This window comes from Chitinophaga vietnamensis, from assembly GCF_902167635.1.
GTDB lineage: Bacteria > Bacteroidota > Bacteroidia > Chitinophagales > Chitinophagaceae > Chitinophaga > Chitinophaga vietnamensis.
Genome location: NZ_CABHMS010000010.1, coordinates 192,364 through 218,986 on the forward strand (window position 1 = coordinate 192,364; position 26,623 = coordinate 218,986).

At 50.9% G+C, this 26,623-nt stretch carries 21 protein-coding genes; 14 read left to right on the top strand and 7 right to left on the bottom strand.

Annotation, left to right across the window (positions count from 1 at the left end):
• Positions 1-2: 2 nt before the first annotated feature.
• From FPG75_RS23990 to FPG75_RS24000, 3 genes are read left to right on the top strand one after another with little or no spacing between them, the layout of a single operon-like run.
• Positions 3-623, top strand: coding sequence for a hypothetical protein (locus tag FPG75_RS23990; protein WP_143310585.1), 621 nt, complete (start codon positions 3-5; stop codon positions 621-623).
• 21 nt (positions 624-644) lie between these two features.
• On the top strand, positions 645-1,259 hold the full coding sequence (locus FPG75_RS23995; RefSeq protein ID WP_143310586.1) for a hypothetical protein: 615 nt from the start codon (positions 645-647) through the stop codon (positions 1,257-1,259).
• 18 nt (positions 1,260-1,277) lie between these two features.
• Positions 1,278-1,889 carry a hypothetical protein gene (locus FPG75_RS24000; RefSeq protein ID WP_143310587.1) on the top strand — a complete coding sequence of 204 codons (612 nt, stop codon included), beginning with the start codon at positions 1,278-1,280 and terminating at the stop codon, positions 1,887-1,889.
• A 413-nt stretch (positions 1,890-2,302) separates the two neighbouring features.
• Here the strand turns inward: FPG75_RS24000 and FPG75_RS24005 are convergent, their stop codons facing one another.
• The 4 genes from FPG75_RS24005 to FPG75_RS24020 form a co-directional block, all read right to left on the bottom strand.
• Positions 2,303-3,079 carry a matrixin family metalloprotease gene (locus FPG75_RS24005; protein ID WP_161596906.1) on the bottom strand — a complete coding sequence of 259 codons (777 nt, stop codon included), beginning with the start codon at positions 3,077-3,079 and terminating at the stop codon, positions 2,303-2,305.
• A gap of 294 nt (positions 3,080-3,373) precedes the next feature.
• Positions 3,374-4,663, bottom strand: coding sequence for a hypothetical protein (locus FPG75_RS24010; protein ID WP_143310589.1), 1,290 nt, complete (start codon positions 4,661-4,663; stop codon positions 3,374-3,376).
• Positions 4,664-4,682: 19 nt separating this feature from the next.
• On the bottom strand, positions 4,683-5,897 hold the full coding sequence (locus tag FPG75_RS24015) for a hypothetical protein (RefSeq protein ID WP_143310590.1): 1,215 nt from the start codon (positions 5,895-5,897) through the stop codon (positions 4,683-4,685).
• A 9-nt stretch (positions 5,898-5,906) separates the two neighbouring features.
• A complete protein-coding gene (locus FPG75_RS24020; protein WP_143310591.1) occupies positions 5,907-6,287 on the bottom strand; it encodes a hypothetical protein in 381 nt (126 codons plus the stop codon).
• Positions 6,288-6,469: 182 nt separating this feature from the next.
• On the opposite strand from FPG75_RS24020, the gene FPG75_RS24025 reads away from it, so the two are divergent.
• Positions 6,470-7,222 carry an SDR family NAD(P)-dependent oxidoreductase gene (locus tag FPG75_RS24025; RefSeq protein WP_143310592.1) on the top strand — a complete coding sequence of 251 codons (753 nt, stop codon included), beginning with the start codon at positions 6,470-6,472 and terminating at the stop codon, positions 7,220-7,222.
• A gap of 229 nt (positions 7,223-7,451) precedes the next feature.
• Here the strand turns inward: FPG75_RS24025 and FPG75_RS24030 are convergent, their stop codons facing one another.
• From FPG75_RS24030 to FPG75_RS24040, 3 genes are all read right to left on the bottom strand, one after another.
• Complete coding sequence (locus FPG75_RS24030; protein WP_143310593.1) at positions 7,452-8,450, bottom strand: fatty acid desaturase family protein; 999 nt, start codon at positions 8,448-8,450, stop codon at positions 7,452-7,454.
• A gap of 21 nt (positions 8,451-8,471) precedes the next feature.
• Positions 8,472-9,365 carry a lysophospholipid acyltransferase family protein gene (locus tag FPG75_RS24035; protein WP_143310594.1) on the bottom strand — a complete coding sequence of 298 codons (894 nt, stop codon included), beginning with the start codon at positions 9,363-9,365 and terminating at the stop codon, positions 8,472-8,474.
• A 135-nt stretch (positions 9,366-9,500) separates the two neighbouring features.
• Entirely contained in the window at positions 9,501-11,480 is a 1,980-nt protein-coding gene (locus FPG75_RS24040; RefSeq protein ID WP_143310595.1) for a KUP/HAK/KT family potassium transporter, read from the bottom strand.
• A 230-nt stretch (positions 11,481-11,710) separates the two neighbouring features.
• On the opposite strand from FPG75_RS24040, the gene FPG75_RS24045 reads away from it, so the two are divergent.
• From FPG75_RS24045 to FPG75_RS24090, 10 genes are all read left to right on the top strand, one after another.
• Positions 11,711-12,289: an RNA polymerase sigma factor gene (locus tag FPG75_RS24045; protein WP_143310596.1), complete on the top strand. Its 579-nt coding sequence runs from the start codon at positions 11,711-11,713 to the stop codon at positions 12,287-12,289.
• Between the two features lie 93 nt (positions 12,290-12,382).
• Positions 12,383-13,504 carry a FecR family protein gene (locus FPG75_RS24050; RefSeq protein ID WP_161596908.1) on the top strand — a complete coding sequence of 374 codons (1,122 nt, stop codon included), beginning with the start codon at positions 12,383-12,385 and terminating at the stop codon, positions 13,502-13,504.
• 93 nt (positions 13,505-13,597) lie between these two features.
• Complete coding sequence (locus tag FPG75_RS24055; RefSeq protein WP_143310598.1) at positions 13,598-16,930, top strand: SusC/RagA family TonB-linked outer membrane protein; 3,333 nt, start codon at positions 13,598-13,600, stop codon at positions 16,928-16,930.
• A 10-nt stretch (positions 16,931-16,940) separates the two neighbouring features.
• On the top strand, positions 16,941-18,434 hold the full coding sequence (locus FPG75_RS24060; protein ID WP_161596909.1) for a RagB/SusD family nutrient uptake outer membrane protein: 1,494 nt from the start codon (positions 16,941-16,943) through the stop codon (positions 18,432-18,434).
• A 1-nt stretch (position 18,435) separates the two neighbouring features.
• Complete coding sequence (locus tag FPG75_RS24065) at positions 18,436-19,182, top strand: DUF4397 domain-containing protein (RefSeq protein ID WP_143310600.1); 747 nt, start codon at positions 18,436-18,438, stop codon at positions 19,180-19,182.
• 12 nt (positions 19,183-19,194) lie between these two features.
• On the top strand, positions 19,195-20,121 hold the full coding sequence (locus FPG75_RS24070) for an ABC transporter ATP-binding protein (RefSeq protein WP_143310601.1): 927 nt from the start codon (positions 19,195-19,197) through the stop codon (positions 20,119-20,121).
• A gap of 9 nt (positions 20,122-20,130) precedes the next feature.
• On the top strand, positions 20,131-22,452 hold the full coding sequence (locus FPG75_RS24075; RefSeq protein ID WP_143310602.1) for a Gldg family protein: 2,322 nt from the start codon (positions 20,131-20,133) through the stop codon (positions 22,450-22,452).
• A gap of 11 nt (positions 22,453-22,463) precedes the next feature.
• The gene (locus FPG75_RS24080; protein ID WP_143310603.1) at positions 22,464-23,771 is read left to right on the top strand and encodes a MutS-related protein; all 1,308 of its coding nucleotides are present in this window, start codon (positions 22,464-22,466) and stop codon (positions 23,769-23,771) included.
• Between the two features lie 9 nt (positions 23,772-23,780).
• Positions 23,781-25,097: a MutS-related protein gene (locus FPG75_RS24085; protein ID WP_143310604.1), complete on the top strand. Its 1,317-nt coding sequence runs from the start codon at positions 23,781-23,783 to the stop codon at positions 25,095-25,097.
• 29 nt (positions 25,098-25,126) lie between these two features.
• Positions 25,127-26,602, top strand: a complete 1,476-nt coding sequence (locus FPG75_RS24090) for a S41 family peptidase (RefSeq protein WP_143310605.1) — start codon at positions 25,127-25,129, stop codon at positions 26,600-26,602.
• Positions 26,603-26,623 lie beyond the last annotated feature (21 nt).

Below are 26,623 nucleotides of genomic sequence, written 5' to 3' on the forward strand. Positions count from 1 at the left end.
AGATGAGAGCGATTTTTTTTCTGTTTATGTTGATACCGGTGCTACTCCGTGCACAGTCGCCAGTGCCCGCCAACGTGAAAGTGGCCACTGGCAAGAAAACGCCGGCACGCGGCGCCATGGATATCAACGGCAGCCTGTTCATTTCAGGTAAACTGTTCGTAGAGAACATGGGCAGCGCCGACAGACAAACACCATTGATCGGTATCACCAGCAATAACCAGATCGTAAAGGTGGCGCCACAAAGCGGCCGTAACGTAACGCCCATCAATATGGTCTCTTATGAACTGAAAAATGTGAACCTCGATTGGGTGAATGATTTCGATACAAAAATATCCAGTACGGACTACGTGGTAACGATTGCAGCGTATGATCTGAAAGACCCTGTATTACTGGCTTATGGCAGGGCTATGGCGCCCCTCCGTATTGAAACCTGGCAGGATAATAATACCAACACCTGGCACCTGGCGGCCGATTACGTAGGTACGGCGCCTACCGTAAACAGCACCTGGACACTGTTTCTGCTGGTGATGAACAAAAGCATCGCGAAAACATTGCCCGCCATCACAGAAAATTTTAACGGCAAAGATACCCTCACCGCGGCGGCATCGCCCAGCGGCCTTTGATCATTAAAACGCTTGACCGATATGAAAAGATATTATATACTATTGATCATCTTCCTTGCCATCACTCATGGTTTGCAGGCCCAAAGCAAGCCTGCGGTGGGCGTGGGCAAGATGAACCCGCGGCAGGAACTCGATATCAACGGCGATACCTATATCAAAGATATCTTACAAATAGACAGCATCGCTACCACCAACAGCCGTGTGCCTTTGCTGGGCATCAGCCAGAACAACGAGATCGTAAAGATATTGACCCGCAGCGGCAACACCACCTCCTTCAACTTCCTGACGTATTCCTTATCGAATATCGGCGGACAAGGAGACAACGTCACCGACTTCGATACCGGCATCGATACTACCGATTTCGTACTGTCCATCGCCGGGTATACGTTCAACAAAAAGATCACGCTCACCACCGATAACAAAGTACCACCGCTGAAGATACGCCTGTTCCCGAGCGGCAGCACCTGGCATATCAACCTCGATTATGTAGGAGGCAGCTCGGCAGAAGGTAACGGCACCTGGCAAATCAGTATCCTGGCGGTTAACAAGATCGTTGCCAGCATGCTCAGCCCGGTGTCGGTAGACCTGGGAGGAAGAAATTCAGGTAGCGCCCCCGGGCCGCCCAGTGGTATTTGAATGTAAAGTGTATTGCAGATGAAAAGGATATTATTACTGTTTTTGATGAGTATCGCCATGAGCGCCGCCTGGGCGCAGGCGCCCAAAGTGGGACTAGGCGCCCGCACGCCACGCGGCACCTGGGATGTTAACGGAAACGTATATACGAAAAATAAATTTTATGTTGATAGCATGCCGGTGGCCACCGGCAGCGTTGGATCATTAGGCATGCTCTCTACCGGAGAGATCGTAAAGATCGCGACAGTGAACAATGCTTCTACCATCAGCCTCATCACCTATAACCTCAATAATGTAGCAGGCGCCAGGATCCGCGATTATGATACAAAGATCGACACCTCCAAATACATTGTCGCGATTGTGGGATTGGTATTCAGTAAATATGTGCGGCTGCCTACAGTGGCTGGCGCAATGGTGGAGCCGCCCATCATCGCCAATGTTTTTGCAACATCCACTAACACCTGGCACCTGAATATGGACTACAGCGGCGCCACTACGGACGATGGCGGTAATGGCAACTGGAAAATACAATTGTTGGTCATCAGTAAAAATATTGCCTCAGCTTTTCCGCTGATCAGCGTACCGTTCAACGGCGGCACCACAGGCTCGGCCTCGCCGCCCGCGGGTATGTAAAGTACTTATTGGCAGATACCCCCAAATACAAAGTCCTTTAGGCTGAAGTCTAGTAGATAGACTCAAGGGGACTTAACAGCTACTCCGCCATTCCTGGCGGAGTTATTTTTTTATTTTCGGATTTATTGATTTTGGGATTTTTGATTTAATGGGAGATTGTCTGGACCAGGATTAAACGGATTAATAAGATTTTCATGATTTAACGCGAAGATCAACGAGGTTCCAGCCCTTGAAGCGCTTTGAGCGCTTCAAGGGCTTCTTCGCTTAAATCCGCCACCGTTGATCTTCTCATTAAATCAGGAAAATCTTATTAATCCGTTTAATCCTGGTCCAGACAATCTCCTATTAAATCAAAAAATCCCAAAATCAAAAAATCCGAAAATCATTATCATCCTGAGCAAGGAAAACCTTCGCTATTTCGGATATACGGAAGCTATGAAGCTTTTGTCGGTGGCGGATAATACAGCGTTCCAGCCAACAGAGAAGCCGTTGGTGGTGAAGCTGGCGTCAATCGGGTATTGCATGATGGAGGCCGGATCGTAGGCGCTGTATTGGGTTACCTGTGCGCTGTATTTGTAGAATACGTTGTAGTCTACATCTGATTGCGACCAGCCTTGCTGCGCATAGTAAGCATATACTACCGGTTTGTTCCATTGAATGTTGGCGGCAGGACTGGATTGTTCATGCGCCAGGCCAATAGCATGGCCAAATTCGTGGGTAACGGTACGGGAAAATTCCCAGTCGGAAGTGCTGCTGTCGAACCAGCCGAAGTGAATAGATTCATCATTGCCCGGGGCGTAGGTCAGGGCATCAGTTCCGATGTACGACCAGGAGCTGTTATCGCTGGCGAAGTTCACTTTGAGGTCGGCGGCCTGGTTGTCGGCTACGAAAGAGAACTTGATGTTGGCGTAGTTTTCCCACACCTTCGCATACGTTTGTACTTTGCTGCGCAGGAAAGTGCTGCCATTGAGGAATTTCACCCGGATCGTTTTGCCATTGGCCCAGCGGGAGGCTTTTACGAGAACGCCTTCCGTCAAGGGTTTGCCGGCTTTGTTCACGGGTTTGTCGATACATACTTTTGCTTTGGATACGCTGGTAGCAGCGGGGGCGGGTACCTCAGACGATTTGTTGCATCCTGTAATGATGGCCACAGCCAGGCATACAGAATAGGTTAAGTGCTTCGTTTTCATGATCTGCTTTTTAAAAAGGGTGATAGATTTGGGTTGTACAAAATAGGTTTCCTTGCTCAGGCAGATATTGGGTTTCATCAAAGATAAAGGAAAATGTTATCGGGAGATCGCAGCGGGATAATTTTTTGGGGAGAATAAAACAATGGATGATATGATTCGCTGTCCTGACTATTTTTAACGGATTACTTGCTGATCAAAGCCGCGGGTAATATCTTTCATGAAGGAATTGAGCGGGCGGATAGTTCCTTCCAGCTTCAGCACTACTACGCCATGGGCGGGCACTTTGAAATGCTGTTACCCGGCCAGTACATCTATCAGCGACTTCACAAAAGCTGCGAGCAAAGGGGCGCCCATCACCAGCAGGTCCATCACTTTCTTGATCATAGGCACTGGCTCAAACACTTTTACCTTTGCTTCTTCCGGTGGTAAAGCGGCCAGCATGGCCTGGTTGGAAGCATTTAACTGTAATTGCGCGGGCAAGTAGAATGCCATCAGTACAAATGTATGCAGGATACCATAGAGGTATACTATTTCCATGCGGAAGTAATCGTGGCCGATGGTGGCGTTATAAGCCTTCACAAGATCGAGTGAGTTAAGAGCCGTATAGAACTGGCCGGTGGCGATCACCGCAAAGGTCATCGTAAGCGCGGCAATGAGAAAATAAATTTTGAAATTGTTATTAATCTCCAATAATTCGTCTTTGTGTGCGGCGATCGCATTGTTTTTGAGTATCCGTGCAGCTGCACCGGAACAGAATAGCATGCCGGCGAAGCAAAGCGCAACTGTAATGTATCCCAGCGGATTTATCACCTTGAATATACTATTCATATTACTCATGAATAATTCGGGTTTTACAATAGCGGTATCATCGTTATATTTTAGTAGCCAGCGATAGAAGGCAATACATACGACGGTAATCAATATTGCATATGGTATTTTCCATTTCAGCGGAAAGTTCTCTGTGTGAGAGAAGGTTTTATAGAGAAGGAAAAGTATCAGCAGTACGTAGAGAACTGTCTGTATCAGCAGTGATAATGCCCAAAAGCCGAAGTTGGGATATTTCAGGAAGAAACGATCGGAGTCCATATCTTTGAGCGGGAGCAAAACAGTACAGGTGACGCTTTTGGTAATGAGGGAGCTGTCGGCATATATCACTGCTACTGGTTGTCTGTAGCTGCTATGGTTGGAATCAATCTTTACCAGGTCTCGGAGATTAAAGGAAGACGCCAGGCGTATACTTTTATCGGCGTACGCCTCCACAGCGCTATTGCTCATCGCGGCTACATACTCACGGGCATGTATCAACGCAGTTCGTTGTTTTACCAGCAGACTGTCGATGGATTTTTTTCCGGCCGGTATCAAGGCGAAGTGCTGGCGCTCTTCGGCCAGCAGGTGGATAGGAACCGTGTCAATCAGTGCGCTGTCGATCACCGTGTTGATCACTTCTCTTGGCTCCCATCGGATCTCATGAAATTGTTTTTTCTCATCCTTGCCGTTAAGAATAAATTCGAACGCAAACTTAAAGGTAGCAATACCAGCCACTACCAGCAGTAGTGGGAATAGTAAAGGACGAGTTTTTTGCATATATACAGGTATGTAGCGTTTAGAAGAAACTAAATTTCTCCGGCAAGGTCACTTTGATATTCAGGCTGGTCACGAAAGTAGTGTTACCCGCCGTGGTATTATAGTTCACGCCGCCATAAAAGTTAAGCCACACGCCATCAAGCGGATTGAGTTCCGCGCCGAAATTGAGCAAACCGTTATGGGTTTTGTATTGGCCAAGATATTGATATTGCAGTTCGCAAAATCCTTTCACACGGTTGGTGCCGATCAGGTACCTCACGGGAACGGATAAACGGAAATAGTTGTTGTCGTTGGTCAAACTGATCGTATCCTTGCCGATGCCTGCATTGAGGCCGATCAGCGTCTGGCCGTTGTCGCCCGTTTTGAGGGCATAGGTGCCCCAGAAGGCTACCTGCGCAAATTTGATATTGCCCACCATGCTGTCTTTCGCGGCGCCCATAATGGCCAGCGCGATATCCAGTTTCGTAGCATTCCAGTTTTGTTTTTTATAGGCAGTTTTGAAGGCGCTGAACCAGGTATCAAATTCCGGTTGCTGGTAAGCGGCGGCGAAGGTATTGTACGATTGCTGTACCGATGCATCGGATTTCAGTTTGGTATCGAGCATAAAGTCCCAATCGGTGATATCATCGAGCTGACTGGCTTTAAGTATCCGCACAGAATCGGAGGGATTGGCCTGCAAGGCCCAGCTGCGCACGGTTTCCAGGTATTTGGTGGCGAAGGCGCGGCGCAGGCCGCGGGTGGCCACCCTGAATTCAGCGAGCTTGGCCACGATGGCTTTGAGCGCTTCCGGATCGGTGGCCATCTCGCCATTGTTGATCACGTTGATACGGAAGCCTAGCGCCAGTTTGCGGCCGCCGGCAGCAAAGGCGCTGTCGCGCGCACTGCCCAGCGATACCCGGAAACTGTTCCACACTTTGTTTTTCACATAGCGTGAATTGGGATCAGCCATATTCCTTTTGGCATTCAGCAGTTGCGCGGGTGTTACCTCCAGCGCAAAGGCCCGCGGGATAATGAATTTATCGCCCTTGTAAAATTCGGATATCGCTACCGCCAATGGCATGGGGGTAGAGGGGCGCAGCAGGTTGGAAGGCTCCGTGCCTAAACTCTTGAAGGCCGGCATATCCGGTACAATGAAGTTGAGCTTCATTTTGCTCAGTGCTATAGAGTCAAGGCCCTGGCCATATGTTGCGATGGCGAGCAACAACAGGAGGCCTGTAAATAATTGTTTCATCATTTCAGCAGGTTAATTGGCAGTGAGCCGGATAAAGATAATGGAATACTGTGCCTTGCCGGTAAAGGCGCCGTTGTCCTGTTCAAAGCCCAGCCGGGCGCCATCCTGCCATATTTCCAGCTGGATGGTATAGTCGGGCGTGTGGGTGATATCGAGACCTACGAAGCCTGTTTCCAGGATGATGCGGCGGCCGTTGTTCTGATCCACTGGTATTGGCAAGGTGACGATATCATCCTGTGGATTCAGGTTGTCGCCCTTCAGCAAGCTGGTGGTGATATTGCTGCCGGATTCGCGTAACAGCAATTCATAACTGGCAGGAGCTGCAGCGCTGGGAGGAAAGATCGCTTTTGCAATCAGCGCTCCGCCGTCGGGATTGAAAAATATTTCTTTCATAATTCTGGGGTTAAAAGTTATTTGAGCATAATAGGGACGTTCTACAACACATATAGTAAAGATAACATTTAAATGCGGGAATGGCAATCCCTTACTTACATTTTTGTACGCTTCGCACAATCGATTGAACGGAGTTGCCGTATCAAAACACCGCCTACATTTGTACAACAAAAATCAATATTATGGATCTGCATCTGAAAGGAAAAACAGCGGTTGTAAGTGGCGCCAGTCAAGGATTTGGTCGTGCCATCACCAAAGAACTGGCATTGGAAGGCGTACAGGTTTTTGCGACCGCAAGAAATGAAGTATTACTCGATAGTTTGAAAGCAGAAGTGGCTGCCGCCGGCGGCGTGGCGCCCATCACTTTCTCATATGATTTCGTAGCGCCGGAAGGGCCGCAAAAAATTGCGGCAGCTGCACTGGCCGCGCTGGGTCATGTCGATATTCTCGTCAACAATGCTGGCCGCAGTCGCGCCCTGTCGGTAACAGGCCCTGATGAAGAATGGCATGCTGCCTTTGTACTGGACTTCGATCATCATCGCCAGCTCACACAACAGTTCCTGCCGCAGATGATAGAACGCAAAGAAGGCGTGATACTCAATGTAGGCAGTACTTACGAATTGCGTACCATCAATGCTTCAGCAGTAAACAAAGCCGCGCTGGCGGCCTGGTCCAAGCAACTGGCAGGAGAGCTGGGCCGCTATAATATCCGGGTGAATATGCTGCAGCCCGGACTGATAGACACCGAAAATACACGCCGTATTTTTACGCCCGATCAACGTACCGATTTTGCCGCTGCGCAAATCCCGCTCGGCGATTTCGGCGTATCACAGGATATCGCCAACATGGCCGTATTCCTGGCATCGCCGCGCGCAGGCTATGTGACCGGCTCCGTAGCCGTAGTGGACGGCGGTTTGCGTTACCATGCCTTTTGAGAAGCGCGGAGGTTGTCTTACTCAGGATTATAATGATTGAAAGGATTACCAGGATTTTTTTTACAGGATTAATAAAGATTAAAAAAAGATTTGCGGGAAGATCAACAAGGTTCCAGCCCTTGAAGCGCTTTGAGCGCTTCAAGGGCTTCTATCGCGAAAATCTTCTCCGCAAATCTTTTTTTAATCTTTATTAATCCTGTAAAAAAAATCCTGGTAATCCTTTCAATCATTATAATCCTGAGTAAGACAACCTCCGCGCCTCCTTCAATCCAATCATACAATTCTTTTCCGGGTCCCATACCTTGAGCCGCAAACAGGCCCATACATCGCGGAGGCGCAGGGAAGTGGTTTTCGGCCTTTGCAATTCAGGCAGCTGCTGCATGGCTTCCGGCAGCCGGTAAAAAGGTATGCGCGCATTCAGGTGATGGATATGATGATAACCGATATTGGCTGTAAACCAGGCCATCACCGGGTTCATGGTCATATAGCTGGACGATAGCAATGCCGCTTTATCATAGCACCATTCCTGGTTTACGTTGAAGGAAACATCGGGGAAATTATGTTGCGCATAAAAGAGATAGGCGCCCAGCCCGCATGCAATGCTGAAGGGCAGCCCGATGAACAGCAGCCAGCTTTGCCAGCCGAGAAAATATATCATGACGGCAGAGCCGCCGAGGTGTATCAGCAGCGCCAGTGCGGCATCCATGTGCTTGCGCGGGCTGCTGAGGAAGGATTGTACGCACATACCGAGCATGAACATCGACAGGTAACCGGCCGCAATCGTAAGCGGGTGGCGGCTGAACAGGTAGCGGCGCCTTTCTGCCGGCGTAATGGCCGCAAATTTTTTTCTGGTAATAATAGGATAGGAGCCAATACTGGCGCTGAACAATTTTGAATTGTGCTTGTGATGATGGTCGTGCGAACGTTTCCAGATACTGGAAGGCGCCAGTATATAGATGCCGAAAATGGTCATGATCACATCGGCGGCAGGGGAGCGATGCAGGATGGTATGATGTTGATGATCGTGGTAGATCACGAACATGCGTACGATGAGCAGGCCGGAGAGGATACTGAAGCAGAGCCGCAACAGGAGCCAGGGGGCGAGCAAGGCGCCACTGAGCGCCGCCATCAGCAATAATAATGTAGAAATGGCCAGCAGCCAGCTCTTGGTCCTGTTTTCGCATGCATACGGTTTCGTAGCCAGGATCAGTTCTTTTCCTTGCAGCATAATAAAGTCTTGTGAAGATGATTAAATAGTGGCGGGCCTTTTGTGTTTCCAGCGTTTGTGCGACCAGAGCCAGGTGGCTGGTTGCGCAACGATGTCTTCTTCCAGTTTGCGTGTATGCGCAACTGTTATGTCCCCCTCTTTTTCAGTTACAGGCGTAGTGGTCAGCAGGGCTGCCGATACCGCGTAGTAGCCTCTTTTCAGGCGTTGAACGCTGACATATACCACCGGATAGTTCAGCTTCTGTGCGATTTTTTCAGCGCCTTTGAATACAGGCGTGTCTTGTTGCAGGAATGGCATCCAGTGTGCGTTGCCGGGCGGGGGCGCCTGATCGGCGATAAAGGCGGTGGCATTCACTTCCTGGCGTTGCCGCAGCATCTCGCGGAGCGTATCCTGCATCGCGATCAGCCGGGTGCCGAAGCGGGTGCGCATGTGATACATCAGCTGATTGAAGTGCGGATTGGCCAGCGGATGATAAACTACGTACAGCGGTTGTTGGCAAAGGATGCTGAAAGTATTACCGGCCCATTCCCAATTGCCTTTGTGTCCCATCACCAGGATCACGCTCTTGCCTTCGGCCTTCAGTCGCATAAACAGTTCCAGCGTTTCCGGCGTAAAGCTGCAATGCTTCACCATGGCGCTTTTGCTGATGGTCAGCGTTTTGAAGGTCTCCAGGAAGAGATCACAGAGATAACGATAGAAATCTTTGCAGATACGCCGGATATCCTGTTCGCTTTTTCCCGGAAAGGCGTTCCGCAGATTCTGCAATACTACCTTTCTCCGGTACCCGATAACATAGTATAATAATACATACATCGTATCGGACACGAGATAAAGCACCGGGAACGGCAGCAATGACAACCCATAAATCAGCGGCAGCAGCAAATAATAAGCAAAGGCAGATAGTTTTCTTTTCATCAAGTACATGACACCTAAGCTGGCGCTTACCCCTACTAAATATTTAGGGATTTTTTGATTTACGGATTTAGGGATTTAGGTTCCAGGAAAATTCTCCCGGAAACTAAATCCCTAAATTCGTAAATCAAGAAATCCCTAAATCTTTTTATAGAAGACCTGCCTGAGGCCATCACATGATTTGGGTGTCACTACCAGCGGTATTTTTTCTACCAGCGTCTGGTTTACATCCAGCCCGAATGCTTTACTGTCGGACGTTGCGAGCTTGTTGATGGCAAAATAACTGTTGAGGATAAAGCCTTCCTGTACGGAAAACTCGTTGTCGTAAGACAATACATTTTCAAAGATGACGAACTTGTAATTTTGCAGATTTTCCGCTGCCATAGCGGGATAGCGTTGCAGGATGTTCAGCTCTTTGTTGTGCAGCATATCTTTTACCACATTGCGGAACATGAGGCCTATCCTGGGTTGTACGCGGAAGCCCAGCATGAAATCTATCCGTATCACCTTATCGCTTATTTCTTCTACACCATATTCCATGGTAAAGGGTTCGTCTGTGCGCTCGATATGGACCAGCCAGTACATATCTGCCCGCTTGGGCGTATGCTGGAACATCGAGGTGAGTATCCGCTTCTCGATCTGGTGGGGATGATCAGCTTTGGTGAGATAGATGAGGTTGGCCGCGATCTTGGGAGTGGTGGTATCTTTGCTCAGCGCTGTTATTTCGTTGAGATGTTTATTGAGGTTGATGAAGCTCAGGAAGCGGTTGGTGATCTTGCGGGCATTGAACCAGATGTACATGGTGGAGATCAGGCCCACTTCAAATACCAGGAAGAACAAGCGTTTCACGATCTTCACCGCATTGGCGACAAAGAAAGATGATTCCACCGCGATGAACAATACCATGATCAGTGATACGATCCACAGCGGATAATGTTTTACGTAACGGAGGAAGTAGAACATGAGGATGGTGGTCATCAGCATGGCGATGGTGATGGAGAAGCCATAGGCGGCCGTCATCGATTCGCTGGTGCGGAAATAGAGTACCACCATGAAGCAGCCGGTACATAATATCCAGTTGATGCTCGGGATATAGATCTGGCCGCGGATATTGGTTGGGAACTTCACCGTTACTTTGGGCCAGAAGTTGAGGCTGATGGCTTCACTGATCAGTGTGAAAGAGCCGCTGATCAAGGCCTGGCTGGCGATGATAGAGGCCGCGGTAGCGATCAGGATCGCCGGCAGCAGGAACCAGTGAGGCACGATCGCAAAGAAAGGATTGGCGCCTCCCAGCGTGCTTTTGTGTTGCAGCAGGGTCCAGGCGCCTTGTCCCAGGTAGTTCAATATCAGCGTGGTCTTTACAAATATCCAGGTCGTTTGTATATTCTTTTTGCCGCAGTGCCCGAGGTCGGAATACAGTGCCTCTGCGCCGGTGGTACAAAGGAATACGGCGCCTAAGAGCCAGAAGCCTTTAGGGTGTTGGGTGAGCAGGGAGATCGCATATTTTGGATTCAATGCCAGGAAGATATGCGGATAATGAATGATCTGGCTGATACCGAGCACGCCCAGCATCATGAACCAGAGGAACATCACCGGACCGAATGCGCCACCCACCACTTTGGTGCCGAAGCGCTGGAATATGAAGAGCAGCAGTAATATGACGAGCACGATTTCCACTACCAGGCTGTTGCCGGGCACGATCACATTTTCCAGCCCTTTCACCATGTTCAGGCCCTCAATAGCGGAGGTAACGGTGATAGGAGGTGTGATGATACCATCTGCGAGCAAAGTGCCTGCACCGATGATGGCCGGGAATACCAGCTTGGGCCCGAAACGCCGTACCAGCGCATAGAGCGAGAATACGCCGCCTTCTCCTTTGTTGTCCGCCTGTAAGGTGATGAACACATATTTGAAGGTGGTTTGCAGGGTCAGCGTCCAGAAGATACAGGAGATAGCGCCAAAAACGAGTTGTTCGTCGATCACGCCGCCATCGTTCATAATGGTCTGGAAAGTATAGAGAGGCGAGGTACCGATATCGCCATAAATGATTCCTAATGCAATGAGCAGACCTGCGGTAGTGATCCTCTTAAAGTGGTGGTGATGTTGATTTGCCTCCATGTCGTAGGTTGAAAAAGTGCCGGGGTGTAACCACGCCGACTATATTTTCCGCAAAGCTACGATAAGCAGGTGTGTGCTGTTGGCGCAGGGGGAGGGAAATGAGGGATTTTAAGGGTATTTTAAGCCGTCCTGTTATGAATCTCTTGAAAATCCCCCGCTATTAAATTCTGACAATTAATATTAAATTTACCCCTGCCGCAGCAGGAGGGAGTGCTGTGGGCATTACAGGGATGAATGAACAGGAACTACTACAACAACTAGCCCTCGGCAACCGCGAGGCGTTTACGACTGTATATCAGCAATACCACAGCGGTATCTATAACTATCTGCTCAAATTCACCAAGAACCCCGTATTAACGGAAGACCTGGTGCATGACGTTTTCCTGAAGATATGGGAGATCAGGGCGCAGCTGGAAATCAGGACTTCTTTCGCCGCCTACCTGTACCGGCTGGCGCGTAATACAGCGCTCACGCAGCTGAACCGCATCTCCCTGTTCGATACCATCCGCGATGAAGTGATGCACCGCATCTCCCTCGATGCCAGCGATCAGTCGCTCATGAATGCTGTAGAGGCCAGGCAATACGAAGAGCTGCTGCACAAGGCCATCAACCACCTGCCGCCGCAGCGCCGCGAAGCGTTTATCCTCTGCCGCCAGCAGGGAAGGAGCTACGAAGAGGCCGCAGCTATCATGAACATCTCCCGTAATACTTTCAAACAACACCTGTCGCTCGCCGTTAAATCGATCCGCGAATACCTGCTCGAACATGGTAATATCTCTCTGTTGATCCTGCTGGTATCGCTGAAATAAAAAAAATTCAGATTTTTTTGCTGTTGCATCCACCCATTTGTTTTATTCATTAGTCTTATTGATATGGAGCCAAAAAATTTTCCTGTTGCTGACTTGCTTCAAAAGTATCTGGACGGTACCATTACCGATGGAGAAGGAGAAGTATTGTTTGCATGGCTGAAGGAAAATCCTGTAGGGGAAGATACAGACCTGGAACCCTTGCTGGAAGCGGCCTACCGCCGTTCTTTCGGGGAGCCTCCGGCGCTTTCGCCGGCTGCCAGTGCACGCATCCTCAACAGGTTGATGGAGAGTACAGCTGCTCCTGTTGTGTCGCTGCGCCGGCCCTGGCGCCGCTATGCCGCCGCTGTGGCCTTGTTGCTGGCCGCTGCGGGCGCCACATTTTTATGGCTGCGCCATCCGAAAGAAAAGCCGCTGGCAGGTATCGCCGCCACGGTGAAACAAGGCAACCATGCAATGCTCACACTGGCCAATGGCCGTGAGATACAACTGGATAGCGCCCATGGTAATATCATACAAAGCGGCGGATTACAAGTGAACAATAACAGCGGTGAGCTGGATTATAATGGTAAGGCTGGTAGCACGGAATACCACACCCTTACCACGCCTCCCGGCGGCCAATACAAACTGCTCCTGCCTGATGGCACGGCAGCATGGCTCAATGCAGGCTCCAGCATCACCTTCCCGACCGCCTTCAATGGAAAATACCGCCAGGTGAAAATGACCGGCGAAGTTTATTTTGATGTGAAACAACAGGCCAACAACCCGTTTATGGTAGACATAGACGGCAAAGCCGCAGTAGAAGTGTTAGGTACGGTATTTAACGTCAACGCCTATACGGACGAACCAACCATCCGTACCACCTTGCTGCAGGGCAGCGTGAAGATGACGCATCAGGGCAATTCCGCAGTGCTGCGGCCCGGACAACAGGCTGTGATCAGCCGCCACCAGCTGCAAATAGCCGATAACACCGATACCGAAATGGCCGTCGCCTGGAAAGATGGACTGTTCCGCTTCGATCACACACCGCTCGATGAAGTGCTGCGACAGCTGGCACGCTGGTACAACGTAGAGATCGTGTATGAACAAGGCGTACCACACATCGCTTTCAGCGGCGAAATTAAAAGAAACCTCGACCTTCCGCAGACTCTCACCGTGCTAGGCACCATGGGCGTACATTGCAAGGTCGATGGCAGAAAACTGATCATTATGCCATAATATATTCCGCCCGTCATGTGATTACGCGAACAAAGCTGGAAAGCTATAGGCGGAGCTTTGTCCTGACAAAAACAAATTATTTAATCAACCAGAATGATGATGAATCCAGCATCGAGTTTTAAAAAGTTGAGCGTAGTGCTGCTGATGGCCTTCTGCCTCGGAATATCCGCGATGGCAGGGGCGCAGACGATCACGTACAACAGCAAGAAAGTATCGCTGCAACAGGTATTTGCAGAGATCAAGAAACAGACAAACTATACCGTGATCTTTAATCCGGAACAAATAGATGTCACTGTAACTATTCCAGTCAATGCCAAAAAACAGCCATTAGAAGCGTTCCTCAGGAGCGCCCTGTCCGGCATGCCGGTGAGCTATACCATCGTAGGCACCACCATTGTCGTATTCCGGAAAACAGGCAATCAGCCGGAAGCTGCGCCCGACAACAAAGCGCCCACGCGCGATGTTTCGGGCGTGGTGTCCGATGAAAGGACCAATACGCCCGTCATCGCGGTGAACGTAGTGGTCAACGGTACCAGCAAAGGCGCACAGACCGACGAGAAAGGATTTTTTACTTTGAAGAAAGTGAACGATGATGATATCGCCATCTTCACCTGCATCGGCTATCAGAAATTATCCATCCCCGTATCCAGGCTGCTGAGTAATTTCAACGTGAAGATGAAAGCCGCTACCAGCGAGCTGGATCAGGCCGTGGTACAGGCTTACGGCATCACCAGCAAACGCCTCGCTACCGGCAACATCACCAAAGTAACGGCTGCCGAAATCGAAAGGCAGCCCGTGCTCAACCCGCTGCTGGCGCTGCAAGGCCATGCGCCGGGCCTGCTGATCACGCAGATGAGCGGCTATGCCAACGCGCCGGTGAAAGTAGAGATCAGGGGCCGTAACTCACTGGGCACAAACTTCGTGGGCGATCCGCTTTATGTGATCGACGGCGTGCCGCTGACAGTACTGGACCTTCCCAACACCTATCGCGCCAACGGCGTATCCGGCGGCTATGCGCAGGGCATCTCCGCCACCGGCGGTCAAAGCCCGCTGTTCAGCATGAACCCGCGCGATATCGAAAGCATCGAAATACTGAAAGATGCCGACGCCACCGCTATTTACGGCTCCCGCGCCGCCAATGGCGTGATCCTCATCACCACTAAAAAAGGTAAGCCAGGTAAAACAAATTTCTCGCTCGATATCAACCAGGGATATATCGATGTGCCACACCGCCGCCAGATGCTCAACACACAGCAGTACCTGCAAATGCGCCGTGAGGCCTTCAAGAACGATGGTATCACGCCTACCGCCGCCAATGCGCCCGACCTGATGGTATGGGATACCACCCGTTATACCGACTGGCAAAAAGTATTGCTGGGCACCGGCAGTCAAACAACGGTTAATACCAGCCTTTCCGGTGGCGATGCCAACAACACTTTCCGTATCAGCGGTAACTATGGCCGGCAGGTGGATGTGCTCAGCAAAGGCGGCGCCAGCCAGCAAGCCACCCTGAGCGCCAACATCGGCCACCGCAGCAGGAACCAGAAGCTATCTGTTTCACTGGGTACCACCTACGCCTATACGAATGTAGATGCGATCTCTATGCCCACCAGCACCTTCATGCTGCCGCCCAATGCGCCAGGCATCTATAACAAGAAAGGAGAGCTCAACTGGGAGGAATGGAATGCTAGTAACAATGGCGATCTCTTTCCCTTCAGCGGCCTCTTACAGAATAATGTTATCCAGACCAACCAGTTCAGCAGCCATTTAGGCATCAGCTATGAACTGCTGAAAGGATTGACCATATCTACCAGTGCCGGCTATACGAATATGCAGGGCTCCAGCGATTTTTATACGCCTATTGCCTCACAGAATCCGCTACTCAATCCTGTCGGCACTGCTTATTTCAGTACTACCAAAAACACCAACTGGATCATCGAACCGCAAGTGGCCTATAGCCGTTTGATTGGAAAAGGCGACCTGAAAATACAGGTGGGCGGCTCGCTGCAATCCGCCATCACAGATGGTATCAGAACGATAGGCAGCGGTTATACCGATGATAACCTCCTGCATAGTATCAATAATGCATCTTTCCAGATGACATCGGAAGACAATGCCCACTACAAATATGCAGGGGTATTTAGCCGTATCAACTACAACTGGAAAGATAAATATATCCTGAACCTGAACGCCAGAAGGGACGGCTCTTCACGCTTTGCGCCGGGCAGGCAGTTCGGTAACTTCGGCTCTGTGGGTCTCGCCTGGAATGCTTCTGAAGAACCCTGGATGAAAAAACTGTTGCCTTCATGGATCAGCTTCGTGAAACTCCGCACCAGCTATGGTATCACGGGAGGCGATGCTTCCATTGGCGACTATCAATACCTCTCACAATGGGGCAGCGGCATGCCGGGCTACGGATTGTTCTCCTATGGCGGAATACGGCCGCTCATGCCGATACATGCCGTGAACCAGCAATACCAGTGGGAGTCTAACAAAAAATATGAAGGAGCGCTGAGCATCAGCTTCCTCAACGATCGCATCAACGTTGAAGGCGCTTATTACAGATACAGATCCGGTAACCAGGTAACGGGCATCCCTACACCGATTTACACCGGCTTTCCATCAGTAGTGGGCAACTGGAATGCCGTGATCGAAAACACCGGATGGGAGGCAGATATACGCGCACGACTGATCGAGAAAAAAGATCTCCGTTGGTCCGTCAACTTCAATATCTCTACCAATAAAAACCGCCTGGTATCTTATCCGGGTATTGAGCAATCGCCCGACTACACCACTTACCAGGTGGGCCGCTCGCTCAGCACCGTGTACCTGCTGCATTACCTCGGGGTAGATCCGCAAACAGGACGTTATGCATTTGAAGACCGTAACAAGGATGGCCGCATCAATGTGAACAACAGCGTGCGGCCGGGTACAGCTGACGATGATCGCTACATCATCATGGATACCAATCCGAAATTTTATGGCGGCTTCAGCACGGACCTCACCTATAAAAGCTGGAGCCTCAGCCTGTTCTTCGATTACAAACGGCAGATAGGGCTGAACCCCTACATAGTAGTGCCGGGCAGCCTCACTAACCTGCCCATAGACGCATTGAAAGATCATTGGCAGAAGCCGGGCGATATCGCCACTTATCCGGGCTATTCCACTCACCTCGGCACTTCCATCGGCAGCTCGGATGCGCAGTATGTCAATGCATCTTACCTGCGCCTGCGCACCGTTACATTGAGCTATAGCTTGTCGGACAAACTGGTGCAGCAAGCGCACATGACAGCCTGCCGCGCTTTCATCAGAACACAGAATGTGTTCACCATCACCAACTATCCCGGTATCGATCCCGAGGTACAGGACCTTTCCAGCGTTCCGCCATCCAGGACTATCAGCGGCGGCTTATCCTTCAACTTTTAAACCGATGATCATGCAGAGATATCAGAGAAATATTGTAATGGCTGCCAGCTGCCTCCTGTTGGGCATCTTCGGCGCCTGCAAAAAACTGGTGACCGTGCCCGACCCGATCAATACCATTTCAACCGGGCAGGTGTTCAGTACAGAGAAACAGGCCAACAGTGCCATGGTGAGCATTTACAGCCGTATGATCAACGGAGATAACCCGATGGCAACGGGCATAGGCAGAAGTAACTTTGCTGCCGGCCTCTCCACCATTCTTGGTGGCTTGTCGTCGGATGAATTGTATAACTACCGCGGAACACAGGAGCAATCCTATTACGCGCTCGCCAGCAACAAGCTCACGATCTATAACAGCACCGTCGCCTGGGGCGCCTGGGGGAGCGCTTACAATGCCATCTACACCGCCAATTCCATCATTGAAGGGATTGCCGGTTCAAAATCAGCTATGCTCAAAGATAGTGCACGCAAAGCTTTGACGGGAGAGGCAAAATTTGTGCGCGCCTTTTCTTATTTCTATCTCGTGAATTTTTTCGGCGATGTACCGCTGGCGCTGACGGCAGATTTTAACCAGACCGCACACCTGTCGCGCGCCCCGCAGGCACAGGTGTATCAGCAGATCTTGCAGGACCTGCAAGATGCGGTGGCCAACATGCCGGCCGCATATCCTACCACCAACAATGAAAGGACAAGGCCCAACAAATTTGCCGCTGCCGCCTTGTTGGCAAGAGTGTACCTGTACATGGGCGATTATGCCAATGCGGCGGCCACGGCCACTACGGTGATCAATAACGCTGCCGACTATACGCTGGAGAATGATCTTAACAACGTATTCCTCACCGGCAGCAGGGAAGCCATCTGGCAGCTGTCGCAGTCCTCGCACGACTTCTCCAGCAAAAATGCTACGCCGGAAGGTTACGAACTGTTGCCTTTGAACAGGCGTGTCGCCAGTGCGCCTTTCTGCCTTACGCCCGCGCTGCTGGCGGCTTTCGAGCCAGGCGACCAACGCCTGAAAAAATGGATCGACAGCACCGACAACTCTTATGGCAATGCCGGTAGTGCCGGTATCACCTATTATCCCGCGAAGTACAAAGTAGGAAGTGATAATGGCATGGCTGGCATGCCGCCAACAGAATATTACGTAGTGCTGCGCCTGGCAGAGGTATACCTCATCCGCGCAGAAGCCGCTGCCAACGGCGGTCCTGGCGGCAGCGCCACCGCTATCGCTGATCTCAACATGATCCGCAACAGGGCCGGCCTGCCATCGCTGCCGGCTACGCTCGGCAAAGAGCAGCTGCTGGCAGCTGTAGCCAAAGAGCGGCAGATAGAGCTGTTCGCAGAATGGGGCCACCGCTGGCTGGACCTGAAACGTACCAAACGGATGCACGACGTGCTCTCCGCAATACCGCTCAAGCAGCCATGGATCGGCGATTACCAGGCATTATACCCGATACCGGTAACAGAGATCACTACCAACCATTTCCTCATTCAAAATCCGGGTTACTAAAATGAAACGATATAATTTCGTATACGCGTTACTGTTATCATGCCTGTTAGCCGCCTGTGGCAAGGAATCCACTCCGCCTTCCGGTACCGCTTCACTCAATATCGTGAATGCGGTAGTAGGCAGCAGCCAGCTGGCGCCCAACTTCAGCGGCAGTGCCTCTTATGACTTTTACCGCGTGCTGCTGGCGGAATATGGCCACTACATTGCTAATTCCAGTCATTACAGTTCTTTCCGCGGCGAGCAGCCACTATGGATATACAACTATCCCGATACTACCAGCAAAGACCAGCCCCTGCTCAAACTGCAACTGCACATGCCCGTAGGTTCCATGCAAACACTGTTTGTAACCGGCACCCTGGCCAAGCCGGACAGTCTGCTCACGCAAGATCAGCTGCCCTATCATGCATTGAGCGACAGTACCACCGGAATCAGGTTCGTGAACCTTTCACCTGGCAGTCAGCCGATAAAAGTAGTGATGCGCGGCAAGAGCAGCCCGGAAGTGGCCAGCATGGCCTATAAAACAGCTAGCGGTTTTATCGCCTATCCATTTAAAAGCGGCAACAAAAACTTTGTGTTCGAGTTCCGCGATGCCGCTTCAGATGCATTGATCGCCACTTATACCGTCAGCGACGTACCTGATCCGATAGACCCAGTCAACTGGCCCAATCAGAACGTAACGCTGGCGCTGATAGGAGCGCCGGGCCAGAGCGGCGCCTGGGCGCAGAAAGTGATGCCTATACAATATTGATAAAAACTAGCAATGAGTACGATACTGAAAATTGAGCGGCTCTCGCACCGCTATAGCAGTGCCTGGGCGATACGCGATATCAACCTGGAGATCAGCCAGACGGGCGTGGTAGGACTGCTCGGCTCCAACGGCGCCGGCAAATCCACCACCATGAACATCCTTTGCGGTGTGCTGAATCCCACAGAGGGCGAAGTGTGGGTGAACGGCATCAACCTGAGAGAACAGCCGGAAGAAGCCAAGAAAGCCATTGGCTTTCTCCCGCAAAACCCGCCGGTATATACCGACCTCACCGTAGATGAATATCTCATCTATTGCGCACAATTGCGCAGGATAGAGAAAAGCAGGATTAAAAAATCGGTGGAAGATGCCAAAGAACGCTGTGGCATCGCGCATTTCAGCACCCGCCTGATACGTAACCTCTCCGGCGGCTACCGCCAGCGTGTAGGCATTGCGCAGGCCATCATCCACCAGCCGCGCCTTGTAGTGATGGACGAGCCCACCAACGGCCTCGATCCCAATCAGCTCATCGAAGCGAGGAAACTGATCCGCGAAATAGGACAGGACCATACCGTATTGCTTTCTTCCCATATCCTCTCCGAAGTGCACCTGCTCTGCCGGGAAGTAGTGATGATCGAAGGCGGCCGCGTGATCTTCTCCGATACCATGGATGCCTTTAACAACTACGTACAGCCGCATAGCGTACTAACGCATATGGAGAATCCTCCTTCCGCCACGGAACTGATGAAGATCCCCGGGGCCACCAAAGTAGAATTTCTGAGCGACCGCCAGATAAGGATCTACTTTGATGGCGACCAGGACATTACTGAAAGGATCGTGAACGCCAGCGTACAACAAGGCTGGCGGCTGCGGGAGATCAACCTCGATAAAGGCCTGCTGGACGATATTTTCAAGCAATTATCCATTCAATCTCTCCAATAATATTCTTACATGAAGATGATATTCAAGATCGCGAGAACAGAATTGCGTAACCTCTTCTATTCTCCGGTAGCGTGGTTTTTAACGATTGCTTTTATGGTGCAATGCGCCGTATATTATACAGGCGCACTGTATCCGATGGCCAAATGGCAGGAGGTATTGCAGCAAAATTCGCCAGCCTTCAAGGACTTTGGCATCTCTATCACCAACGGCGTATTCCTGGCGGGAGATGGTATTTTCTCCAATGTATTGCAGAATCTCTACCTCTTCGTACCACTGCTCACCATGGGCCTGATCAGCCGCGAGATCAATAACGGCACCATCAAACTATTGTATTCCTCTCCCGTAAAAATCCGTGAGATCGTACTGGGCAAATATCTGGCCATCATGATCTACAACCTGCTGCTGCTGGGGATCGTAGGCGTTTTCATCGTTACGGGAATTATCAATATCCAACATGCAGATTATGGCGTGTTGCTGTCAGCCTCACTGGGCTTCTATCTGCTCGTATGCGCCTATACTGCCATCGGTTTGTTCATGTCCAGCCTCACCACTTATCAGATTGTATCAGCTATCGGCAGCTTCATCATCATCTTTGTGCTGAGCCGCATTGGTGGCCTCTGGCAGAAGTATGACTTTGTAAGGGACCTGACCTATTTCCTGTCGCTCTCCGGCCGCACCACCAAAATGCTGAAGGGGCTGATCACCACGAAAGATGTCATCTACTTCATCGTGATCGTGTACATGTTTGTTGGTTTCACGCTGATCAAACTGAAGGCCGGCCGTGAATCCAGGCCCTGGTATGTAAAGGCCGCACGGTATGTGGCCATTGCGGCAACCGCGCTGGTGATCGGCTATTGCAGCTCCAGGCCGGGATACATCGGCTACTGGGATACTACCGCGGCCAACAGTAACACCCTGCATCCCCATACGCAGGAGATCATCCGGGAGATGAAGGGAGCGCCATTGGAGATAACGCTCTACTGCAATCTCTTCGGAGGCGGCGTGGCGCGCGGCTTACCGGAGAACCGCAATGATTACCTGTGGAACCTGTGGGAGCCCTACCTGCGTTTCAAACCGGATGTGACATTCAACTACGTGTATTATTATGATGTAGACGATAACGATCATTCGCTTTACCAGGCATGGGGCGGCAAGCCGCCGAAAGAGATCGCGGAAAAGATGTGCGAAGGATACGATATCAAACCATCGCTGTTTGTGCCTGGCACAGCAGTGCGCAAAACGATCAATCTGCAGCCGGAAAACTACCGCCTGGTGATGCAATTGAAATACAAAGGCAAAACCACTTTCCTCCGCACCTTCGATGATGCGGTGTTCTGGCCCGAAGAAGAGCAGGTGGCCGCGGCTTTCAAACGCCTGCTGCAACCAACGATGCCGAAAAACCTCTTCCTCACCGGAAATCTTGAACGTGATATTTACAAGAAGGGAGAGCGGGAATATAATTATCATTCTATAGCGAAAGATAACCGCTATGCCCTGATCAATATGGGCTTTGATTCCGACACACTTTCTGCCACTGCGCAGGATATCCCGGATGATATTGCCACCCTGGTGCTGGCCGATCCGAAAACCGCGCTGGACGCCAGTACGATGGACAAGTTGCAACGTTATATCAACAAAGGCGGCAACATGCTCATACTCGGCGAGCCCGGCAAACAACAGATGCTCAACCCCCTGCTGCAACAGTTGGGCGTGCATATGAAAGATGGCACTTTGATAGAGCTGTCTAAAGATGAGATGCCGCATATGGTGAAGCCCTTCCTTACCCGGCAGGCTTGCGATCTGGCACAGGATCCGGTATTGCAACTGGCAAAAGAAGACCCCGGCAGCGGCATGAGCATGCTGATGCCTGGCGTTACCGCTTTGGAGTGGTCTAACGGTAGCGGCTATACGGTATCTCCTTTGCTCGTTACGGGCACTAACAAAGACTGGCTGAAAGCCGGTACCCTGGTTACTGATTCTGTGCCGCCGGTGTTCAGTCCTGCCGAAGGCGATACCCGCGCTGCCAGCTATACTACCGCCATCTCGCTTTCCCGTGTTGTGAACAAGAAGGAGCAGCGTATCATCATCAGCGCAGATGCAGATTTTATGAGTAACATGAGGCAGGGCGGCAGTTTCCTGAGCCGTGCGTTCTACTCCTGGCTCGACTACAACAAATTCCCGATCTATACGCCCAAAGTAAGGGCCAGGGATACTTTGCTGACTATCGGCACCACCGGCGCGGGCATCCTGAAAATCGTATATGTGTGGGTGTTACCCGGGCTGGTATTGCTCACAGGAACCGTATTACTGATCAGGCGAAAAAGAAAATAAAACTGATGAACATGATCTTGCATACAGATGACCAGACCATAGAAGACCTCCGGATATTCGGAAAGCGCGATAGCAGCGGCATCTACGACCTGTATAACCAAACCCGCACCCGTGGCGGCGAGGCGATACTGGGAGATATGTTCCGCCGCCCTTTGTCGGACCGGGAGGAGATCAACCGTAGAAGCAGCATCATTGAGCACTTTGCGCGGCAGCAGCTGAGCTTCCCTTTCAATGCCTCGCTCTTCGATATGGCAGAAAAGTACCTCGCTAACGCGGACGCACAAACGAAGAATGCCACCCGAAATGCGATGCTGAGCGAAAAGGATGTAAACAACGGCGTATCCGCCGTGATAGCGCTGATCCAGCAGGTGGCGGCCTTTATTCAGCAGGATGCCGTAAAAAGCATTGCCGCCTATGCCCGTGAAAGGCAGGATATCGCCTGGCTGCTGGGCGATCCGGCATTGGAGCCGGTACGCCAGGAAACAGGCAAAGGCAAGCTGTCGTACGCCGCGGTAACGGCTTTCGACCTGCTGTTCCGCACCCGCGAACGCAGCAGGATAGAAAAGCTGTTGCAGCATGTGTATTACCTCGATGTGTACCTCTCGGTTGCGAAAGTGGCCAACGAACAACAGTTCGTGTTTCCCAAAGCACTAGAAAAAGGCCATGACCTGCTGCTGCTGGAGGGCGTATATCATCCCGGCCTGAAAAACGCTGTGGGCAACGATATCCGGCTGCATACAGCCGAACATGTGATCTTCCTCACCGGCGCAAATATGGCGGGTAAATCCACCTTCCTGCGCTCCCTGAGCACGGCCGTATACCTGGCGCATATGGGATTTCCGGTAGCGGCCAGGCGCATGGAGTTCGTAGTGCTGGATGGCATCTACACTACTATCAACCTGCCCGATAACCTCGGCATGGGCGCCAGCCATTTTTATGCAGAGGTATTGAGGGTGAAGAAGATCGCAGCGGAGCTGAACGCCGGCAAATCGCTGCTCGTGATCTTCGACGAACTTTTTCGCGGCACCAATGTAAAAGACGCGCATGAGGCCACCGTGGCCATTACCGGCGCTTTCACACGGAAGAAAGACAGTCTCTTTATCATCTCCTCCCATATTGTGGAGGCGGGTGAAGACCTTCAGCAATATCCCGGCGCCGGCTTCCTTTACCTGCCCACCCGCATGAAAGGACATATGCCGGAATATACGTATAGGCTTGAACGTGGTATCACGGACGACCGTCATGGTATGATCATCATCCGCAATGAAGGCATCCTCGATATCCTGAAAAACGGCCGCAAACGCGCACAGGAACAATAAAAGAACTTTATGAGCTTCAATATCGACAAACAGACCGTAGATGAACTGAACCTGATGGGTAAATACCGGAACGGTTCTGTATACCACCTGTTCAACCAGGTGAAGACGAGGGGAGGAGAGCAATTGCTGGACGATATGTTCCGCCATCCGCTCGAAGATGATACCGCTATCAACGAGCGTGCCGCCATTTTCCGTTCCTTCCAGCAGGCGAAGCTGGCCTTTCCTTTCGATGTATCGCAGCTGCACCTGATGCGTGAATACCTCGATGGCGGCGCTCAGCGCAGCGCTGCCGTGATCATGATAGACATGCTGATCAAAAAAGGACTGGCTACCCTCACCCGCGATGAAAGATACCGCCGCGCCGTGCAGGGCTTACAAGCTACCATCGTAACGCTGAAACGCTGCCACCTGTTTTTACAAACGCTGCAACCTGCTACCAGTATGCATGCAGCGCGCATCGCGCTGATCAGGGGTATACTGGCAGACAGCCAGGTGGACAAGCTCATGAACATAGATATCTACCAGCCGCTCTCTGTGAGCACGATGGCTTCCTATGATCATCTGCTGAAAGGACCGCTGCGGGAGGCGATGGAGCAGGTATTGACATTCATCTACGAACTGGATGTGAACATCGCGGTGAGCGATGTGGCGCGCGAGAAAAAATTCGCTTATGCATCAGCGCTGCCGAAAGGAAAGAATATCTTATCGCTGACCTCAATGCGTCATCCTTGTCTGCAGGGCGCTGTAGGCAATGATGTTATTATGCAGGAAAACAGCAACGTGCTTTTTCTCACCGGTGCTAATATGGCTGGTAAATCCACGCTGATGAAGTCTGTAGGCATCTCCATGTATCTCGCTCATATGGGATTCCCTGTGGCAGCAGATGCCATGACCTTCTCCGTAAGGGAAGGCATCTATTCTTCCATCAACGTGGCTGATAATATTCATCTCGGCTACAGCCATTTCTATGCAGAGGTGGTGCGCGTGAAACAGGCCGCAGAAGCGGCTGCTAGCGGCAATCGCCTCCTGCTGATGTTTGATGAACTGTTCAAAGGTACCAATGTGAAAGATGCTTATGATGGCACATTGGCTGTTACATCTGCCTTTGCCGAATACCAGGACTGTCTCTTTATCGTATCCACGCACATCATTGAAGTAGGAGAGGCATTGAAAGGCCATCACAATATCCGCTTTGCGTTCCTGCCTACCGTGATGGAAGGCACAAGGCCGCGTTATACCTACCGCTTGCAGGAAGGTATTACGGAAGACAGGCAAGGGATGATGATCATCCGTAACGAAGGCATCCTGGAGCTGATCGGTTCCTGACGTTTTTTAAAATTTCAAAAACTAACCACATGAAGAGATGGATGATTTCCGGCGCCGCCGCCCTGCTCGCGCTTTGCAGCATGCGGGTTTCGGCGCAGGAGAAAAAATTAGCTAATCTGACCAGGGAAGATTTTATTGCAGACTTCAAACTCGCGGTAGAGATATTGAAGCAGCAGCATCCGAATCCGTACAAGTTCATCGACTCCGTTACCTTTCAACGCAAGGTGGATTCGCTGATGACAAAAGCGGCCACAGCGCCCGATGTGCTTTCCTGTCTGCAATATTCTCCTGTTTATCTCGTGAGAGATGTACATACCAGTTTGAGTGTGAGCAACGACAATGCGAAAGAGTTGTACAGTATGATCAACTTTTTCCCGTTTCCGGTGGTGATAGAGCGTGGCAAGATACTCATCAACATCAAGGGAGGCAGCATTCCTTTTGGTGCGGAAGTGATCAGTATCAACGGTGTGCCGGCGAAAGACCTGTTGCAGGCATTGTCTACGCCCGCTTACAGCGATGGTTACATCACCAGCGGTATGGACCGCCTCTATCCGAATTTCCAGGTGATGTATAGTTTGTTGTCGCCGCATCAATCATCTTACCAGGTTAGTTATCTGATGCCGGGCAGTAAGGAAACAAAGAAAGTAACGCTGCCTTTTGCAGATCCTACTGCGGCCTTCCATGCCAGCAAGATGGCGGTATTCCCGGTAAACCTCTTGCAGCGCGCCTATTACATCTATAATAACTATTACGATGATACGAAAACAGGCGTGCTAACCGTCAATACCTTTGCCATCAACGAATCGGATGCTTATAAAGAGTTCAGCGAATTTTTCCGGGAGGTGAACAGGCGGCAATACAAACAGGTGGTGATCGATGTACGCAGCAATGGTGGCGGTAATCCGGCTATCTCGGCGCTGCTGTATTCCTTCCTTACGGATGCACCATTCCGCAATGTCTATAATTACCGCACCCGCACCATCGGTATTGCTTTCCCTGAATATGCGGTAGCTGACAACGGCAGAAGATTATCTGACGAAGACCTGCAAAGCCAGAGGAATTTCCTTTATCAGCGTTTCGACCGCGATAGCAGCGGTTTCTACGTAGGCAATGCCCGTCTGCGTGATGGTCTGCTCGAAAATTTCCCGCCGGATAAAGATGCTTTTCATGGCAAGGTATATGTGCTCACCGGTGGTGGAACCGTATCCGCCGCTACTTATTTTGCATCCCTGGTGCAGAAGAACAAACGCGGGCTGGTGATTGGCAAGGAAACGGGTAGTGGCGCGGCTGCTACTACGGCAGCATGGTTCATGAAATACCTGCTGCCACGTACGAAATCTGTGCTAAATGTACCGATGTCGGAATTGTATTTCTTTAATGCCGCCACCGATGAAGGCCATGGCATTATGCCGGATAAAGAGGTGCCGATGGATAAATTTGTTTCGTATATACAGGCAGGTAAGGATCCCGAACTAAGCTACACCCTTGAATATTTGGTTATTTGATTATTTGTTTATTTAAATATT

Bases quoted from the DNA above. Each gene is read 5' to 3' on its own strand.
- FPG75_RS23990 (WP_143310585.1), top strand. From the start codon at position 3: ATGAGAGCGATTTTTTTTCTGTTTATGTTGATACCGGTGCTACTCCGT.
- FPG75_RS23995 (WP_143310586.1), top strand. From the start codon at position 645: ATGAAAAGATATTATATACTATTGATCATCTTCCTTGCCATCACTCAT.
- FPG75_RS24000 (WP_143310587.1), top strand. From the start codon at position 1,278: ATGAAAAGGATATTATTACTGTTTTTGATGAGTATCGCCATGAGCGCC.
- FPG75_RS24005 (WP_161596906.1), bottom strand. From the start codon at position 3,079: ATGAAAACGAAGCACTTAACCTATTCTGTATGCCTGGCTGTGGCCATC.
- FPG75_RS24010 (WP_143310589.1), bottom strand. From the start codon at position 4,663: ATGCAAAAAACTCGTCCTTTACTATTCCCACTACTGCTGGTAGTGGCT.
- FPG75_RS24015 (WP_143310590.1), bottom strand. From the start codon at position 5,897: ATGATGAAACAATTATTTACAGGCCTCCTGTTGTTGCTCGCCATCGCA.
- FPG75_RS24020 (WP_143310591.1), bottom strand. From the start codon at position 6,287: ATGAAAGAAATATTTTTCAATCCCGACGGCGGAGCGCTGATTGCAAAA.
- FPG75_RS24025 (WP_143310592.1), top strand. From the start codon at position 6,470: ATGGATCTGCATCTGAAAGGAAAAACAGCGGTTGTAAGTGGCGCCAGT.
- FPG75_RS24030 (WP_143310593.1), bottom strand. From the start codon at position 8,450: ATGCTGCAAGGAAAAGAACTGATCCTGGCTACGAAACCGTATGCATGC.
- FPG75_RS24035 (WP_143310594.1), bottom strand. From the start codon at position 9,365: ATGAAAAGAAAACTATCTGCCTTTGCTTATTATTTGCTGCTGCCGCTG.
- FPG75_RS24040 (WP_143310595.1), bottom strand. From the start codon at position 11,480: ATGGAGGCAAATCAACATCACCACCACTTTAAGAGGATCACTACCGCA.
- FPG75_RS24045 (WP_143310596.1), top strand. From the start codon at position 11,711: ATGAATGAACAGGAACTACTACAACAACTAGCCCTCGGCAACCGCGAG.
- FPG75_RS24055 (WP_143310598.1), top strand. From the start codon at position 13,598: ATGATGATGAATCCAGCATCGAGTTTTAAAAAGTTGAGCGTAGTGCTG.
- FPG75_RS24060 (WP_161596909.1), top strand. From the start codon at position 16,941: ATGCAGAGATATCAGAGAAATATTGTAATGGCTGCCAGCTGCCTCCTG.
- FPG75_RS24065 (WP_143310600.1), top strand. From the start codon at position 18,436: ATGAAACGATATAATTTCGTATACGCGTTACTGTTATCATGCCTGTTA.
- FPG75_RS24070 (WP_143310601.1), top strand. From the start codon at position 19,195: ATGAGTACGATACTGAAAATTGAGCGGCTCTCGCACCGCTATAGCAGT.
- FPG75_RS24075 (WP_143310602.1), top strand. From the start codon at position 20,131: ATGAAGATGATATTCAAGATCGCGAGAACAGAATTGCGTAACCTCTTC.
- FPG75_RS24080 (WP_143310603.1), top strand. From the start codon at position 22,464: ATGATCTTGCATACAGATGACCAGACCATAGAAGACCTCCGGATATTC.
- FPG75_RS24085 (WP_143310604.1), top strand. From the start codon at position 23,781: ATGAGCTTCAATATCGACAAACAGACCGTAGATGAACTGAACCTGATG.
- FPG75_RS24090 (WP_143310605.1), top strand. From the start codon at position 25,127: ATGAAGAGATGGATGATTTCCGGCGCCGCCGCCCTGCTCGCGCTTTGC.